Below are 15,173 nucleotides of genomic sequence, written 5' to 3'. Positions count from 1 at the left end.
CGGCTCAGGCCAGGTGGGCCTGGATCTCGCCGGCGGCCTCGTGGCCGTAGGCCTTGGTGAAGCGGTCCATGAAGTGGCTGCGGCGCAGCTCGTACTCCTGGGTGCCGACGGTCTCGATGACCAGCGTCGCCAGCATGCAGCCGACCTGCGCGGCGCGCTCCAGGCCGACGCCCCAGGCCAGGCCGGACAGGAAGCCGGCGCGGAAGGCGTCGCCGACGCCGGTCGGGTCGGCCTTGGCGTTCTCCTCCGGGACGCCGACCTCGATGGCCGGCTCGCCGACCCGCTCGATACGGACGCCGTTGGAGCCGAGGGTGGTGACGCGGGTGCCGACCTTGGCGAGGATCTCCTCGGCGCTCCAGCCGGTCTTGGACTCGATCAGGCCCTTCTCGTACTCGTTGGAGAAGAGGTAGGTGGCGCCCTCCATGAGGGTGCGGATGTTCTCGCCGTCCATCCGGGCGATCTGCTGGGAGAAGTCGGCGGCGAAGGGGATACCGCGACTGCGGCACTCCTCGGTGTGCCGGATCATCGCCTCGGGGTCGTCCGCGCCGATCAGTACGAGGTCCAGGCCGCCGACCCGCTCGGCCACATGCTGCAGCTCGATCAGCCGGGCCTCGCTCATGGCGCCGGTGTAGAAGGAGCCGATCTGGTTGTGGTCGGTGTCGGTGGTGCACACGAAGCGGGCGGTGTGCAGAACCTCGGAGATGCGGACCGAACGGGTGTCGACGCCGTGGCGGTCGAGCCAGGCGCGGTACTCCTCGAAGTCGTTGCCCGCGGCACCGACCAGGACCGGCTGGATGCCGAGCTGGCCCATACCGAAGCAGATGTTGGGCGCGACGCCGCCACGGCGGACGTCGAGCTGGTCGACGAGGAAGGAGAGGGAGACCGTATGCAGCTGGTCGGCGACCAACTGGTCGGCGAAGCGGCCGGGGAAGGTCATCAGATGGTCGGTGGCGATGGAGCCGGAGACTGCGATACGCACGGCGGGTCTGCTCCTGCGGAAGGCGGAGGGACAAGCGGACGTAGAGCAACGCTACCCGGCGCACCGCCTCGCCACCCGGTCATCCCGGACGATTGGACATACCGAAACTACCCAATAGTAGGTCTTTCTTCGCGGTAGGCGGCTGCGTACCGTGCCCCTATGACCAAGCCTGTGAAAGCCGTCACACCGTCCCGTACATCCCGCGCCTGCGCGGCGCAGGATCCGGAGTCGCTCGACCAGCTGCGCGGGGACTGCGCGCGGATGGCGCCACGCTTCACGGCCGGCCGGTCCGGCGCCCCCGCTCCGGGCAAGGCGTCCGATCTGCACGGGGTCAGGGTCCCGGCGAAATCGGCCGCGCTGGTGGACGGTATGTCCGACTACGGCGACTGAGCGGCGGGCCGGACGCCCTCCGCAGGGAACCGCCCACGCCCCGGCCCCGTCCCATCGACGTCCATACCTCCAGGAGGATGACCTCCTGGAGGATGGCACGTCAGATGTTCAGCGGAGCCGAAGGAGCGATGCGGTGAACACCGAGGACACCGAGGAGATCCCGGACACCCCCGAGACCCCGGAGCGCACGGAGCGCAGGCGGCGCAGGCCGGTCCTGATCGCCTCGATGGCCGCCGCGGTGCTGCTCGCCGGGGGCGGCGCGGCGTACTGGGCCTCGTCCGCGTCCGACAGCGGGGGCTCCGGAGCGGAGGCCGCGGCCAAGGGGAATCCCCCGCCGCTGGCCCTCGACGGCTACACCGGGGGCGGGATAGCGGCGGGTGAGCCCAATCCGCAGGGCGCGCACTACAAGGCGGTGACGAAGCTGCCGGACGGCCCGGATTCCGCGCCGGTGTACCGCCCGAAGGGCCAGATCGGCAAGGCGGCCGTGGAACGGCTGGCCAAGGCGCTGGATGTGGCCGGAAAGGTCCGGTCGGACGGCGCCACCTGGAAGGTCGGCGGGCTGACGCGGGACGCCCGGAGCCCCGTACTCCAGGTGACCAAGACCGGCTCGGGCTCCTGGACGTACTCGCAGTACGGCACCCCGGGCGGGACGAACTGCGCGCTGCCCGCCTCGCCGCAGGCCGGTACCGACGCCGGCGGCACGGCGTCGAGCCGCCCCGGCTGCCCCTCGTACCGCGGTGGCGGGGACGCGTCCACCGAGGACGACGGCAGCGGCAAGGGCGCGGTCTCGGCGAGGAAGGCCGAGGAGGCGGTGCGGCCGGCGCTGAAGGCGCTCGGCCAGGAGAACGCGAAGCTGGATGCGAGCGGGCTGTCCGGCGCGGTACGGATCGTGACCGCCGACCCGGTGATCGGCGGACTGCCGACATACGGCTGGCAGAGCGATCTCCAGGTCGGCTCGGACGGTCAGGTGGTCGGCGGCAGCGGCCAGTTGGCGCACCCGGCCAAGGGCGCCGACTATCCGGTACTGAGCGCCGGCCAGACCCTGGACCGGCTGAATTCGGGCGACGGGCGCAAGCCGGCCGGCTGCCCCTCGACACCCCCGGAGGAGAAGGGCGGCGGCGAGATCGCGCCCTGCGAGCCCGCGCCGACGAAGGGCCAGCGGCCGACGGAGGTGACCGGCGCGGTCTTCGGACTCGCGGTGCAGTACGTGAACGGCGGGCAGGCGCTGGTGCCGTCGTGGCTGTACCGGGTGCGGCAGCCCGGCGCCGATGACGGCCCGGACGCGACGTCGATCGTCGCGCACCCCGCGGTGAACCCGAAGTACCTGGCGCACGCCCCCGGCCGCTCGTCGCAGGGCCCCGGACAGCCGCCGCACAAGCCGTCCGGCAAGCCCGGGGTGATGGCCCTGGAGTCGTATGCGGTGTCCAAGGACGGCAAGAAGCTGACCGTGCATTTCTGGGGCGGCGTGTGCAGCACGTACACCGTGAGCGCCGAGGAGTCGGCGACGACGGTGAAGACCAAGGTCACCGGCAAGGACAAGCATCCGCACCAGATCTGCGTGAAGATCGCCAAGGACTTCACCAGGACGGTGACGCTGGAGAAGCCGCTGGACGGCCGCAAGGTGGTCGATGTCTCGACCGGCGAGTCGGTGCCGAAGCAGTAGGGCATGACCTGGGCCATGGCGTAGGGCGTGACCTGGTGGCGGCGGCTGCGGGACGGCGTGTTCCCGCGGCCGCCGCCCTGTGTCCTACGGCCGGTAGAGCGCTCGGGCGCGGGCGGCGTCGACGGCCCCGTCCGCACCGGTCTCCTCGGCCGCACCGATCTCCAGGAAATGGTTCAGCTGCCACTTCTGCGTGCTGCGGGCCTGGCGGCTGACCGTGGTCGCCCAGGGCGGGTAGACGCGGAAGGCCCGTTTTCCGCCGGAGCCGTTCCTTGCGACGATGTCCCGTTCGCAGAGCACGTCCCGCGGAAAGACGAACTGTCCGAAGTGGCCGGCGTCCCGGGTGCTGATGACGAAGAGGTCGATGGGGTCGGTGGAGTCGAAGGGCTGAATCGGCCCGTCCGCCGACCTCTTCCACACCGTGACGAACTGGCCGGTCTTCGTCGGGGTGATCTTGGCGGCGCGGAACCGGACGGACAGGCCGTCCAGGGTGAAGGTGTACGCCGCGTATTCGGCGCTCTCGGCCTCGGGCACGGGGGCGGAGCAGGTGAACCCGCTCGGGTCGTACACCAGCTCCTTCGCCGCGAGAAGGTCACCGTGCACCGGTCCCCCGCCCGGCCAGGACCCGGCATCGGCGGCGTCGGCCGCCACGGCATTCTCGCGCTGCGTCGTCATGGCGCCATCCTGGCATTCCCCGGCGACCGGCCACCCGGCGGGCGGCGACCCAGGCACCACGAAAGGCGGCGCGCCCCCGGCCGGGGGCGCGCCGCCTTTCGTGCCCTTAGCTCCTCCTGCTGCTCAGCTGAAGGAGTCGCCGCAGGCGCAGGAGCCCGTGGCGTTCGGGTTGTCGATCGTGAAGCCCTGCTTCTCGATGGTGTCGACGAAGTCGATGGAGGCGCCGCCCAGGTAGGGGGCGCTCATCCGGTCGGTGACGACCTTGACGCCGTCGAAGTCCTTGACCACATCGCCGTCGAGCGAGCGCTCGTCGAAGAAGAGCTGGTACCGCAGTCCGGAGCAGCCGCCGGGCTGGACCGCCACCCGCAGCGCGAGATCTTCGCGGCCCTCCTGCTCCAGCAGGCTCTTGACCTTCGACGCGGCCGCGTCGGACAGGATGATGCCGTCGCTGACGGTGGTCTGCTCGTCCTGCACGCTCATCTACATCTCTCCCGGGTTGTACGGACCGCTTGCCGTCGGCTGCAACCGACGGGACCCCGGATTAATTCCGGCTGCCGCAATTCTCTCTTCATGCTCGCACACCGGCGGCCGGGAGCCGGTGGCCGAGCACACATCACGGAGTGCTGGTGCGTCACATCGACACTATGGCCATCGTCAAAGTGACGTGAACCGGTTATGATAGATAGCGTCAAATAGACGAAAAGGCTGCGTAAAGAGCCGTCTGCAGAAAAGAGAGGGTGCGTGTCGTGACCACCGCCCAGCCCCTGGACGTCCAGCCGAGCCCGCTGGCGCTGCTCCTCCTCGGCCGCGAGGCCGACCCGAAGAGCGAGCGCGGCGTGGAGTGCCCCGGCGACCTGCCGGCCCCGTCCGACCCCGACCTCGTCGAGCGCGCCCGCGCGGCCAAGGCGAAGCTCGGCGACAAGGTCTTCGTCCTCGGGCACCACTACCAGCGCGACGAGGTCATCGAGTTCGCCGATGTGACCGGCGACTCCTTCAAGCTCGCGCGGGACGCGGCCGCCCGGCCGGACGCGGAGTACATCGTCTTCTGCGGCGTCCACTTCATGGCCGAGTCGGCCGACATCCTCACCGGCGACGACCAGCGGGTGATCCTCCCCGACCTGGCCGCCGGCTGCTCGATGGCCGATATGGCGACGGCGGAGCAGGTCGCCGAGTGCTGGGACGTACTGACCGAGGCCGGCGTCGCCGACCAGGTGGTACCCGTCTCGTACATGAACTCCTCCGCCGACATCAAGGCCTTCACCGGCAAGCACGGCGGCACGATCTGCACCTCCTCCAACGCCAAGCGCGCGCTGGACTGGGCCTTCGAGCAGGGCGAGAAGGTTCTCTTCCTCCCCGACCAGCACCTGGGCCGCAACACCGCCGTACGCGACATGGGCATGTCCCTCGACGACTGCGTCCTCTACAACCCCCACAAGCCGAACGGCGGCCTGACCGCCGAGCAGCTGCGCGCCGCCAAGATGATCCTCTGGCGCGGCCACTGCTCCGTCCACGGCCGCTTCTCCCTCGACTCGGTCAATGACGTCCGCGCCCGCATCCCCGGCGTCAACGTCCTCGTCCACCCCGAGTGCAAGCACGAGGTCGTGGCCGCGGCGGACTACGTCGGCTCGACGGAATACATCATCAAGGCCCTGGAGGCCGCCCCCCGCGGCTCGAAGTGGGCCATCGGTACGGAGCTGAACCTCGTCCGCCGCCTGGCCAACCGCTTCGCCGCCGAGGACAAGGAGATCGTCTTCCTCGACAAGACGGTCTGCTTCTGCTCGACCATGAACCGCATCGACCTCCCCCACCTGGTGTGGACCCTGGAGTCGCTGGCGGCCGGCAAGGTCGTCAACCGGATTCAGGTCGACAAGGAGACCGAGAGCTTCGCGAAGCTGGCGCTGGAGCGGATGCTGGCGCTGCCGTAGACGGGCCGGCAGACGTTTTCGGGGCGCCCCTTCTCCGGGAGGGGCGCCCCGCTCCGCGTGTGCCGGGCCCGGTCAGGAGTCCGCCCGGTCGCCGTTGGTCCACGCGTACACCTGGTGCCCCTTGACCACCACCCGGAACTGGTAGTCGTCGGAGCAGTCCACCCGCCCGTCGCTCTCCCCCACGCCGTCCGGCCACCAGCTCGCGTCCAGGGCCGGCTCCCCGTTAAAGGCACCCCCCGCGCACCTCTTCGCCCCGCTCAGCTTCAGCGGGGCCGAGCCGAGGGTGAAGCGCATCAGCTTGGCGTTGCCGGTCGTCTGCACCTTCTCCGTGATGTGCGTGGCGTCCTCGGGAACCCAGCCGGGGAGGGCGAACAGCAGGTCACCCTCGCCCGGCTTCGGGACGTCGCTCGCGGTCGCGTAGGTCTTGATGCGCTCGTGGAGGAGGTGGTCGTTGACCACGTCCGGCAGGTTGTCGTCGTACTTCTTCAGCAACGGCGCCGCGGCGGCAACGCAGACGGCCACACAGACAGCGGCGATGAGCAGCACCTTTTTCTTCATGCGCTCATTGTCATGCTCAGAGATAGATCGGCTGACGGCAGGCCCGGCAAACAGGTCTTGCCGTCGCCCCGCTCCTCGGTCTCGCCGTGGTCACACGGATCGGGCAGCCGGGCGCCGCGGCTCAGGGCGATACGCAGGACGTCCCGCAGTGCCTTGTGCAGTGCGGCGATCATGCGACACAGCTCCCCCTCCGGCGTGGTCCAGGGGAGTAGGCGCAGCGGCGTGCCGTCACCGTCGTACGCCATCACGCCGCCGCCTTTGACGTCGCACGGAGGAAGCGGTGGCGCCCGCGCCCCGGTACGAGCGCTCCCAGCGCCAACTCGGCGATCCGCGCCGTATGTTGGAACATGTCGGCCTGCCCTTTCTCTCTTCGGGTGGAGTTCGGATCCTCACCGCACTTACGGTCCGTACCGAGCGAGTCGCCCTGCGGGACATGGCCCTGGACGGCGTTCGTCGCGTCCCTCAAGCCCCGGGCCTGACAGGCGAATCGGCTCGTCCCCGTCACCCTCCTGGGACGAGCCGGTCCTCAGCGGTCCTCAGTAATCCGCCACATAGCGCCGCATCCAGGCATCGAACGCCCCGCCCAGCTCGTCGTGGGCCGCGTCGATGACCGCGTCGGGATCGGCCACCGGGTCCAGGCCGAACTCCTCCTTCAGCCACGCCGCGTATTCCTCGCGCCGCTCGCTGGGCTCCTCCTCGTCATCGGGGTAGAAGTAGGCGCTCTCGATCGTGGCCCACATCCAGGCATCGCAGGTGAGCAGCTGGAACAGCTCACGCAGGTTCCGGGCGACGACGTGGACACCGCCTTCGTCCCCGAACACCACGACCGGCAGTGCGGCCGGATCGGCGCGGTCGTCGGCCCGCCAGAGGGCGTAGATCGACCCGGTCGCGTTGGCGGTGGCGAAGGCGATGAAGCCCCGGAGGAACTCCGGGTCGTCCGACCACGTATCGATTCCGGTGGTGCCGCCGTAAGCGGCGGGATGATGCAACTCAAAGCCGTTTGCGTACTCTCCCGGATGGCGCTCCTCGAACTTCCGGAGCAGCTCCAGCTCGGGTATGGGCAGGGGTGTGGGGTCGTTCAACGGTGTCTCCGCACAGGACCATGGCAGGGCAGGGCGAGGGGCGCCCTCGTCGCGCGCCAGGCTATCCACCGGCCTGCGGAGATGTGCTCACATCCCGCTTGTGCGAGGGATGTTGGCGGGGTCGACGTGAGCCCCGCCTGGACCGCCTTCCTCGACGCTCTCCAGGGAGAAAGCCAAAACCCCAGGTCAGTCCGTCCCGGCCGGCGCCGGGACGGGCCGTCTCCTGCCATGCCGCTGACGCAAAACCCCCCGCAGCCAGGGAAACGGCTGCGGGGGGCTCGCTTGAGGGTGGGTCACCGGACAGGGATCACACCCCTGCCGGCTCCGGGGTCCGCTCGGAACCGGTCTCCTCGGCCGGTGTGCCCGCCTTCTTGGCGCGCTTGGCCGCCTTCTTCTTCGTCCGGCGTTCCTTGCGGAGTTCGATGATCGCGTAGAGCGTCGGGACGAGGAGGAGGGTGAGGAGGGTGGAGGTGATCAGGCCGCCGATCACGACCACGGCGAGCGGCTGGGATATGAAGCCGCTGTTGCCGGTGAGGGACAGGGCCATCGGGAGCAGCGCCATGATCGTGGCCAGGGCCGTCATCAGGATGGGGCGGAGGCGGTGGCGGCCGCCCTCGATGACGGCTTCGACGACTCCGTAGCCCTGGGCGCGGTACTGGTTGATCAGGTCGATCAGCACGATGGCGTTGGTGACCACGATGCCGATCAGCATCAGCATGCCGATCATCGCCGGGACGCCCAGCGGGGTGCCGGTGGCGACCAGCAGGCCGATCGCGCCGGTTGCCGCGAAGGGGATGGAGATGAGGAGGATCAGGGGCTGGACGATGGACTTGAAGGTGCCCACCAGGAGCATGAAGACGATGGCGATCGCCGCCAGCATGGCCAGGCCGAGGGAGGAGAACGCGTCGGACTGGTCCGAGGAGACGCCGCCGATGGTCGCCGTGGCGCCGTCCGGCAGCTTCAGGTCGTTGATCTTGGCCTGGAGCTTGGTGCTGACCGCGCCGGTGTTGTCGCCGGTGGGCTTGGCGCTGACGGTCGCCGAGCGGGCGCCGTCGATACGGGTCATCTGGACCGGGCCCGGGACCGTCTTGACGGTGGCGAGGGTGGAGAGCTTGACCGGGCCCGACGGGGTCGGGATGGCCAGGTTCTTCAGCTGGGCCTCGGTGGTGGCCGGGTGGGCCGACTTGATCACGACATCGCGCTCGGTGTCGTCCAGGATGGCCTTGCTGTTGCTGGTGGTGCCCCGGACGGCCTGGGCGACCGCGCCGCCGAGGGCGGCCTGGTTGTAGCCGGCCGCCGCCGCCTTGGCGTTGGGCGTGACCGAGATCCGCGGCACGCTCTGGGCGAGGTCGCTCTGGACGTCGGTGACGTTGTCGAGGGAGGCCACGGCCTTACGGACCTGCTCCGAGGCCTTGTCGAGGACGTCGGCGTCGCCGGCCTTGACGACCACGCTCAGGTCCTGGTTGCCGAAGCCGCCGCCGCCCGCGGTGACGGTGGTGTCGCCGATGGACGTGCCGAGCTTGTCCAGGCCGGCCCGCAGCTCGTCGGTGACCTTGCCGGAGTCCTTGGAATTCTTCAGCTTGACCTGGTACGAGGCCTGGTTGGCGCCGCTGCCGCCGCCGAAGGCCGCCATGAAGCCGGAGGAGCCGACGGTGACCTGGTAGTCCGCGATGAGGTCGTTGCCGGCGAGGAGCTTTTCGACCTTCTTGGCCTGGGCGTCGGATGCGCCCAGGCTCGTACCGGGCTTGAGCTCCTGCTTGATGCTGAGGGTGTCCTGGTCGCCCTGGTCGAAGAAGTTGGTCTTCAGCAGCGGGCCCATGCCGAACGTGCCGATGAGGATGACGGCGGCGATGAGCAGGCTGGTCAGCCGGCGGCGGGTGGCGAAGCGGAGGACGGGGACGTAGAGGCGCTGGAGGGGGCTCTTGGTCTCCTTCTCCTCGGCCTGGCGGCGGAGTTCGTCGAGGGTGGTGCCGGCCGGGATCTTGGGGGCGCGCAGGAACCAGTAGGACAGGACCGGGACGACCGTGAGCGAGACGAGCAGGGACGAGAGCAGGGCGACGGTCACCGTGATCGAGAAGGAGCCGAAGAGGGCGCCGACCATGCCGCCGACCACGCCGATCGGGAGGAAGACCGCGACGGTGGTGAGGGTGGAGGAGGTGATCGCTCCGGAGACCTCCTTGACGGCGGTGAGGATGGCCTCGCGGCGCTCCTCGCCGTAGCCCAGGTGCCGCTTGATGTTCTCCAGAACCACGATCGAGTCGTCGACGACGCGGCCGATCGCGATGGTCAGCGCGCCGAGGGTGAGCATGTTCAGGGAGAGGTCGCCGGTCCACAGCACGATCAGGGTGATGACGACCGAGAGCGGGATGGAGACCGCGGTGACCAGGGTCGAGCGGAGGCTCAGGAGGAAGAGCAGGATGACGATGACCGCCATGATCAGGCCGAGCAGGCCCTCGGTGGTCAGCGAGTCGATGGACTTGGAGACGGCCGGGCCCTGGTCGGAGGCGACCGTGACCTCGGCGCCCTTGCCGAGGTCCTGACGGATATCCGGCAGCTTGTCCTTGACCGCGTCGGAGATGGCGACCGCGCTGCCGTCCTGGTCCATCGTCATGGTGATGGCGAGGCTGGGCTTGCCGTTGGTGCGGGTCAGGGAGGCCGGGGCGGCCGACTCCTCCTTGACGGTGGCGACGTCACCGAGGCGGACGGGCTTGGCGGACTGCCCGCCGGGGGCACCCGCCCCCGCACCGCCCGCGCCCGCGGCCGGCGCGATGCTCAGGTCCCGGATCTGCTGGACGGAGGTGTATCCGGCGCCGACCTGGACGGTCTTGCTCTTGCCGTTCTCCGGGAACGAGCCGGCCGGCACCGACGTGCCGCCCGCGTCCAGCGCCTGGCCGAGCGCGGAGGCGTTCAGTCCAGCGGCGGCGAGCTTCTTGTCGTCGGGGGTGACCGCGACGATCCGGTCCGTGACGCCGCTGACGGAGACCTGGCCGACGCCGTCGATGTTCTTCAGGCCCGGGACGACGCTGCGGTTCAGCTGGTCGGCGAGCGTCTGCTGGTCCTTGGTGGAGGAGGAGACCGCGAGGACGACGGTGGGCAGGTCGTCCGTACCGCCGGCCACCACCTGCGGGTCGACGTCCTTGGGCAGCTTCGCGCGGGCGCGGTTCACCGCCTGCTGGACGTCGGCGACCAGGGTCTTGGAGTCATTGCCGTAGTCGAACTGCGCCATGACGATGCCCGAGCCCTCGCTCGACGTCGACGTGACGCTCTTGATGCCGTCGACCGCCTGGATGCCGTTCTCGAGCGGCTCGATCACCTGCTTCTCGATGACATCGGGCGAGGCACCCTGATAGGGCGCCATCACGGACACCATCGGAAGGTCTATGGAGGGCAGGAGCTGCTGCTTGAGCTGCGGGATCGCGATGGCGCCGAAGGCGATCGCGACGATCGACATCAGCGCTATCAGGCCCCGTTGTACGAGGCTGAGTCGGGACAGCCAGGACATGGGTGGGGTCTCTCTTCTGTTCAGAAAAGTCGGGAAGGCCGGCGGGAGCCACTCGGGCCCACCTACACCTTCCGCCATGCCGTGGCCGGTTTTCCTCGCTCGCAGGTCGGTTTCGGGTCACCGGCCGTACCGCGTTCGGAGTACGGGGAACTACACCCTCACTGCACCCGTGGGCGTACGAGTCCCGATTCGTAGGCGATGACCACCAGCTGGGCCCGGTCGCGGGCGCCGAGCTTGGCCATCGCGCGGTTGACGTGCGTCTTGACGGTGAGCGGGCTGACCGCCAGCTGCTCGGCGATCTCGTCGTTGGAGAGGCCGCCGGCCACCAGGATCAGCACCTCGCGCTCACGGCCGGTGAGCGTGGCCAGCCGTTCGGCGCCCCGGGCGGCCGGCCCGTTGTCGTCCGAACTGCCGCCCTGCGCAAGGAACTTGGCGATCAGCCCCTTGGTCGCGACGGGTGAGAGCAGCGCCTCCCCGGCGGCCGCGATACGGATCGCATTGAGCATGTCGTCCGGTTCCGCGCCCTTGCCCAGGAAGCCGCTGGCGCCCGCCCGCAGCGACTGCACCACGTAGTCATCGACCTCGAACGTCGTCAGGATGACCACCTTGACGGCGGCCAGCTCCGGGTCCTGGCTGATCATGCGGGTGGCGGCGAGGCCGTCCACGCCGGGCATCCGGATGTCCATCAGGACGACATCGGCGCCGCTGGTGCGGGTCAGCTCGTAGGCCTGGGCGCCGTCGGAGGCCTCCGCGACCACCTGCATATCGGGCTCGGAGTCGACCAGGATCCGGAACGCGCTGCGCAGCAGCATCTGGTCGTCGGCGAGCAGCACCTTGATGGTCATGCGGTCTCCCCGGTCATGTCGTCTGTCTCGTCATGTCGTCTGTCGCGTCATGGTGTCTGTGGCGCCTTGGTGTCTGTGGCGTCACGGTGTCTGTGGCGTCACGGTGTCTGTGGCGTCACCGTGTCGCCCGCGTCGTGCCGGCTCCCGCGTCACGCCGTCTCTTCCGTACGGGCGGGGTGCAGCGGGAGGGTGACCCGCACCTGGAAGCCGCCGGTCGCGCGGGGGCCCGTCACGACCGTGCCGCGCAGCGCGAAGACCCGCTCGCGCATGCCGATCAGGCCGTGGCCGCCGCCGGTGTCCTCGTCCCGCTGCCGGGGCACCCCGTCCGCGCCGTCGTCCTGGACGGTCACCGTCAGCGCGGCCTCGGAGCGGATGATCCGTACCGTGGCGCGGGCCCCGTCGCCGGCGTGCTTGTGCACGTTGGTCAGCGCCTCCTGGACCACGCGGTAGGCCGTGAGGTCGATGGCGGCGGGCAGGGACTGAGGCGCGGGCGGCATCTCGAGGTCGATGGGCAGGCCGGCGCGGACGAAGCCGTCGACGAGCTGGTCCAGGACGCCGAGGCCGGGGGCCGGTTCGGTGGGCGCCTTGGGGTCGTCGGACTGACGCAGCAGGCCGACGGTGGCGCGGAGTTCGTCCAGCGCGGAACGGGACGCCTCGCGGACGTGGGCGAGGGCCTGCTTGGCCTGGTCGGGGCGGTTGTCCATGACGTGCGAGGCGACCCCGGCCTGGACGTTGACCAGCGCGATGTGGTGCGCGACGACATCGTGCAGCTCGCGGGCGATGCGCATGCGCTCCTCGGCGACGCGGCGCCGGGCCTCCTCCTCGCGGGTGCGCTCGGCGCGTTCGGCGCGCTCACGGATGGCGTCGATATAGGCCCGGCGGCTGCGTACGGCGTCACCCGCGGCCGCGGCCATGCCCGTCCAGGCGAAGATCGCCAGGTTCTGCTGGGCGTACCAGGGGTGTTCGCCGAAGAGCATCGCGGCGGCGGTGAGCACGACCACGGTCAGCGCGCCGACGCGCCAGGTGGTGGGCCGGTCCGTACGGGAGGCCACGGTGAACAGCGCGAGGACGGCGGAGAAGGCGACCGGGGCGCGGGGGTCGCCGGAGCGGGCGATCAGCTCGACGACGGTCAGCGAGCCGGTGGCGGCGAGAACCGTACGGGGGAACCGGCGGCGCGCGACGAGGGCGGTGCAGGCGAGCCCGGCCAGGACCACGGTGGTCACGGACAGCTCGCGGACGCCGAACCGGGGGCCGTGCGGGCCGTGCGGATCGGCGACCGCTCCGCACAGGGTCGCGACGAAAAAGACCGCGGCCAGGGCGGCGTCGAACGCGAGCGGATGCGCCCGGTGCCACTGGAAGCGGCCGGCCGGGCGGGCGTCCGGTACGGCATCCGGCGCTGCGTCGGGGCCGGCGTCGAGGGAGGTCACAAGAGCAAACGGTAACGCCCCGGTCCCACCGGGGACCGGGGCGCCATCCGTTGTGCGCTGGAGTGAAGGTGCCCGGCGAGGTGCCCGGCGCGGGCCGTCAGCCCGGGATCAGGCCGTCGTCGCTGAGCATTTCGCGGACGTCGTCGAGGGTCGCGTCCGGGGCCGGCAGGATCAGTTCGGACGGCTCCAGGGATTCGTCCGGAAGCGGCTCGCCGAGGCGGCGCACCGCGTCCAGCAGGGCCGAGAGGGTCCGCCGGAAGCCGTCGTTGTCGCCGCTCTCCATCTCGGCGAGCAGCTCGTCGTCCAGTTTGTTGAGCTCGGTGAAGTGGGCATCGTCCAGCTTCACCTGGCCCTCCCCCATGATCCGTACGATCACGACGGTCTCCCTTGGTCCGGTCCGGCTGTCCTGCGGCGGCGGCTGCCTGGACCCTGGCTGCGGGTCCCTGCGAGGCTAACCGCCGCCGGCCGTCACTGCTTGTCGAAACGCGGCTGGTCCTGCGGCGGGCCCTGCTGGGCCGCACCGCTCTGACCGCCCTCGATGGCCTGCTTGCCGGCCGACGGACCGCCCGCCAGCTCGGCCTTCATCCGCTGCAGCTCCAGCTCGACATCGGTGCCGCCGGACAGCCGGTCCAGCTCGGCGGTGATGTCGTCCTTGGCCATGCCGGACGGGTCGTCCAGCGCGCCGGACGCCATCAGCTCGTCGATGGCACCGGCCCTGGCCTGCAGCTGCGCGGTCTTGTCCTCCGCGCGCTGGATGGCCATGCCGACGTCGCCCATCTCCTCGGAGATGCCGGAGAAGGCCTCGCCGATCCGGGTCTGGGCCTGGGCGGCGGTGTAGGTGGCCTTGATGGTCTCCTTCTTCGTACGGAAGGCATCGACCTTGGCCTGCAGCCGCTGCGAGGCGAGGGTGAGCTTCTCCTCCTCACCCTGCAGCGTCTGGTGCTGCGTCTCCAGGTCGGTGACCTGCTGCTGCAGCGCGGCACGGCGGGAGAGCGCCTCGCGGGCGAGGTCCTCACGGCCGAGCGCGAGCGCCTTGCGGCCCTGGTCCTCCAGCTTGGAGGACTGGCCCTGGAGCTGGTTGAGCTGCAGCTCCAGGCGTTTGCGGGAGGTCGCCACGTCGGCGACACCGCGGCGCACCTTCTGCAGCAGTTCCAGCTGCTTCTGGTACGAGTAATCGAGGGTCTCGCGCGGATCCTCGGCCCGGTCCAGGGCCTTGTTGGCCTTCGCGCGGAAGATCATCCCCATCCGCTTCATGACACCGCTCATGGGCCTCGCGCGCCCCCTTCTGACCGAGTTACATCGGGCATTGGCTCCAGCACATCTACAGACCCCACAGTACGGGCCTTGGTTCCATTACCGCACTGTTCGGGCCCGGATACGCTCCTCCTGCAGGACGATCAGGGAGTCCGGCGTCTCCCGCCCAGGGAGTAGGGAGGGCCCGGACGGGCCGTCCGACGGTGCCGTTGCCGGATCGTTCCCCTTCCGGCCATGGCCCACACCCGGCCAGCACGTACCCTGGCACTGTGTTCCGAAGCCGTTCGAAGGATGAGCAGGCCGCGACCGCCAAGGTGACCGCGGACCAGCCCCAGCAGCCCCGCGACCCGCAGGCCCCCAAGGGCCGCCCGACACCCAAGCGCAGCGACGCCCAGTCGCAGCGCCGGTCCCGCGCGCATACGCCCACCAACCGCAAGGACGCGGCGAAGGCGCAGCGTGAGGCCCGGCGCGCGGACATGGCCCGCCAGCGCGAGGCCATGGCCGGCGGTGATGAGCGCTATCTGCCGGTGCGTGACAAGGGACCGGTGCGCCGGTTCGCCCGTGACTACATCGACTCGCGCTGGTGCGTCGCGGAGTTCTTCCTGCCGATGGCGGTGATCATCCTGGTGCTCACCATGATCCGGGTGCCGCAGATCCAGAACATCGCGCTGCTGCTCTGGCTCGTGATCATCGTGCTGATCGTGCTGGACTCGGTGTTCATCTGGTTCCGCCTGGGCAAGCAGCTGCAGGAGCGCTTCCCCGGCGAGAACCTCAAGGGCGTCAAGGCGTACGCAATCATGCGCACCCTGCAGATGCGGCGGCTGCGGCTGCCCAAGCCGCAGGTCAAGCGCGGCCGGCGGCCGTAACGGTCATCCG

Annotated in this window: 16 protein-coding genes; 4 read left to right on the top strand and 12 right to left on the bottom strand. The window is 70.2% G+C overall.

The genetic code is table 11. The annotated features are described in order from the left end of the window. Window positions 1-4: 4 nt before the first annotated feature. A complete protein-coding gene (locus ACZ4S3_RS05310; protein ID WP_467925994.1) occupies window positions 5-979 on the bottom strand; it encodes a carbohydrate kinase family protein in 975 nt (324 codons plus the stop codon). A gap of 159 nt (window positions 980-1,138) precedes the next feature. Here ACZ4S3_RS05310 and ACZ4S3_RS05305 point away from each other — a divergent pair, with 159 nt between their 5' ends. Further along, window positions 1,139-1,369, top strand: coding sequence for a hypothetical protein (locus ACZ4S3_RS05305; RefSeq protein ID WP_467925992.1), 231 nt, complete (start codon window positions 1,139-1,141; stop codon window positions 1,367-1,369). A 133-nt stretch (window positions 1,370-1,502) separates the two neighbouring features. Then, a complete protein-coding gene (locus ACZ4S3_RS05300; protein ID WP_467925990.1) occupies window positions 1,503-3,032 on the top strand; it encodes a hypothetical protein in 1,530 nt (509 codons plus the stop codon). An 84-nt stretch (window positions 3,033-3,116) separates the two neighbouring features. Here ACZ4S3_RS05300 and ACZ4S3_RS05295 read toward each other — a convergent pair whose 3' ends face one another. Next, window positions 3,117-3,704 (bottom strand): MepB family protein, encoded by a 588-nt coding sequence (locus ACZ4S3_RS05295; RefSeq protein ID WP_467925986.1) that lies wholly within the window; start codon window positions 3,702-3,704, stop codon window positions 3,117-3,119. 123 nt (window positions 3,705-3,827) lie between these two features. Beyond that, on the bottom strand, window positions 3,828-4,184 hold the full coding sequence (erpA, locus tag ACZ4S3_RS05290) for an iron-sulfur cluster insertion protein ErpA (RefSeq protein WP_467925981.1): 357 nt from the start codon (window positions 4,182-4,184) through the stop codon (window positions 3,828-3,830). Window positions 4,185-4,441: 257 nt separating this feature from the next. Here erpA and nadA point away from each other — a divergent pair, with 257 nt between their 5' ends. Next, window positions 4,442-5,629 carry a quinolinate synthase NadA gene (gene nadA / locus ACZ4S3_RS05285; RefSeq protein WP_467925977.1) on the top strand — a complete coding sequence of 396 codons (1,188 nt, stop codon included), beginning with the start codon at window positions 4,442-4,444 and terminating at the stop codon, window positions 5,627-5,629. Window positions 5,630-5,701: 72 nt separating this feature from the next. Here nadA and ACZ4S3_RS05280 read toward each other — a convergent pair whose 3' ends face one another. The 9 genes from ACZ4S3_RS05280 to ACZ4S3_RS05240 all read right to left on the bottom strand — a co-directional run bounded on the left by ACZ4S3_RS05280 (window position 5,702) and on the right by ACZ4S3_RS05240 (window position 14,309). Then, window positions 5,702-6,187 (bottom strand): hypothetical protein, encoded by a 486-nt coding sequence (locus ACZ4S3_RS05280; RefSeq protein WP_467925973.1) that lies wholly within the window; start codon window positions 6,185-6,187, stop codon window positions 5,702-5,704. Next, window positions 6,184-6,432, bottom strand: coding sequence for a hypothetical protein (locus ACZ4S3_RS05275; RefSeq protein WP_467925970.1), 249 nt, complete (start codon window positions 6,430-6,432; stop codon window positions 6,184-6,186). The genes ACZ4S3_RS05280 and ACZ4S3_RS05275 overlap by 4 nt, the downstream gene beginning before the upstream one ends. After that, window positions 6,432-6,653 carry a hypothetical protein gene (locus ACZ4S3_RS05270; RefSeq protein ID WP_467925967.1) on the bottom strand — a complete coding sequence of 74 codons (222 nt, stop codon included), beginning with the start codon at window positions 6,651-6,653 and terminating at the stop codon, window positions 6,432-6,434. The genes ACZ4S3_RS05275 and ACZ4S3_RS05270 overlap by 1 nt, the downstream gene beginning before the upstream one ends. Before the next feature lie 70 nt (window positions 6,654-6,723). Next, window positions 6,724-7,269, bottom strand: a complete 546-nt coding sequence (locus tag ACZ4S3_RS05265) for a hypothetical protein (RefSeq protein ID WP_467925964.1) — start codon at window positions 7,267-7,269, stop codon at window positions 6,724-6,726. A gap of 307 nt (window positions 7,270-7,576) precedes the next feature. Continuing rightward, on the bottom strand, window positions 7,577-10,771 hold the full coding sequence (locus ACZ4S3_RS05260; RefSeq protein WP_467925962.1) for an efflux RND transporter permease subunit: 3,195 nt from the start codon (window positions 10,769-10,771) through the stop codon (window positions 7,577-7,579). A 158-nt stretch (window positions 10,772-10,929) separates the two neighbouring features. Next, window positions 10,930-11,616, bottom strand: a complete 687-nt coding sequence (locus ACZ4S3_RS05255; protein WP_467925958.1) for a response regulator — start codon at window positions 11,614-11,616, stop codon at window positions 10,930-10,932. 149 nt (window positions 11,617-11,765) lie between these two features. Beyond that, the gene (locus ACZ4S3_RS05250) at window positions 11,766-13,043 is read right to left on the bottom strand and encodes a sensor histidine kinase (RefSeq protein WP_467925954.1); all 1,278 of its coding nucleotides are present in this window, start codon (window positions 13,041-13,043) and stop codon (window positions 11,766-11,768) included. A gap of 97 nt (window positions 13,044-13,140) precedes the next feature. Beyond that, window positions 13,141-13,419 carry a PspA-associated protein PspAA gene (gene pspAA / locus ACZ4S3_RS05245; RefSeq protein WP_467925950.1) on the bottom strand — a complete coding sequence of 93 codons (279 nt, stop codon included), beginning with the start codon at window positions 13,417-13,419 and terminating at the stop codon, window positions 13,141-13,143. A gap of 92 nt (window positions 13,420-13,511) precedes the next feature. Further along, the gene (locus ACZ4S3_RS05240) at window positions 13,512-14,309 is read right to left on the bottom strand and encodes a PspA/IM30 family protein (RefSeq protein ID WP_467925946.1); all 798 of its coding nucleotides are present in this window, start codon (window positions 14,307-14,309) and stop codon (window positions 13,512-13,514) included. Window positions 14,310-14,566: 257 nt separating this feature from the next. Here ACZ4S3_RS05240 and ACZ4S3_RS05235 point away from each other — a divergent pair, with 257 nt between their 5' ends. Beyond that, window positions 14,567-15,163, top strand: coding sequence for a DUF3043 domain-containing protein (locus tag ACZ4S3_RS05235; protein ID WP_467925942.1), 597 nt, complete (start codon window positions 14,567-14,569; stop codon window positions 15,161-15,163). Window positions 15,164-15,173: the final 10 nt, after the last annotated feature.

This window comes from Streptomyces sp. NPDC028368 (genome assembly GCF_055565615.1).
The sequence above is the reverse complement of the archived record's forward strand: the minus strand, read 5'-3'. Positions and strand labels throughout refer to the sequence as shown.

Coding starts and splice junctions, on each gene's coding strand:
- ACZ4S3_RS05305 (WP_467925992.1), top strand. CDS start 1,139: ATGACCAAGCCTGTGAAAGCCGTCACACCGTCCCGTACATCCCGCGCC.
- ACZ4S3_RS05295 (WP_467925986.1), bottom strand. CDS start 3,704: ATGACGACGCAGCGCGAGAATGCCGTGGCGGCCGACGCCGCCGATGCC.
- erpA (WP_467925981.1), bottom strand. CDS start 4,184: ATGAGCGTGCAGGACGAGCAGACCACCGTCAGCGACGGCATCATCCTG.
- ACZ4S3_RS05280 (WP_467925973.1), bottom strand. CDS start 6,187: ATGAAGAAAAAGGTGCTGCTCATCGCCGCTGTCTGTGTGGCCGTCTGC.
- ACZ4S3_RS05275 (WP_467925970.1), bottom strand. CDS start 6,432: ATGGCGTACGACGGTGACGGCACGCCGCTGCGCCTACTCCCCTGGACC.
- ACZ4S3_RS05260 (WP_467925962.1), bottom strand. CDS start 10,771: ATGTCCTGGCTGTCCCGACTCAGCCTCGTACAACGGGGCCTGATAGCG.
- ACZ4S3_RS05255 (WP_467925958.1), bottom strand. CDS start 11,616: ATGACCATCAAGGTGCTGCTCGCCGACGACCAGATGCTGCTGCGCAGC.
- ACZ4S3_RS05240 (WP_467925946.1), bottom strand. CDS start 14,309: ATGAGCGGTGTCATGAAGCGGATGGGGATGATCTTCCGCGCGAAGGCC.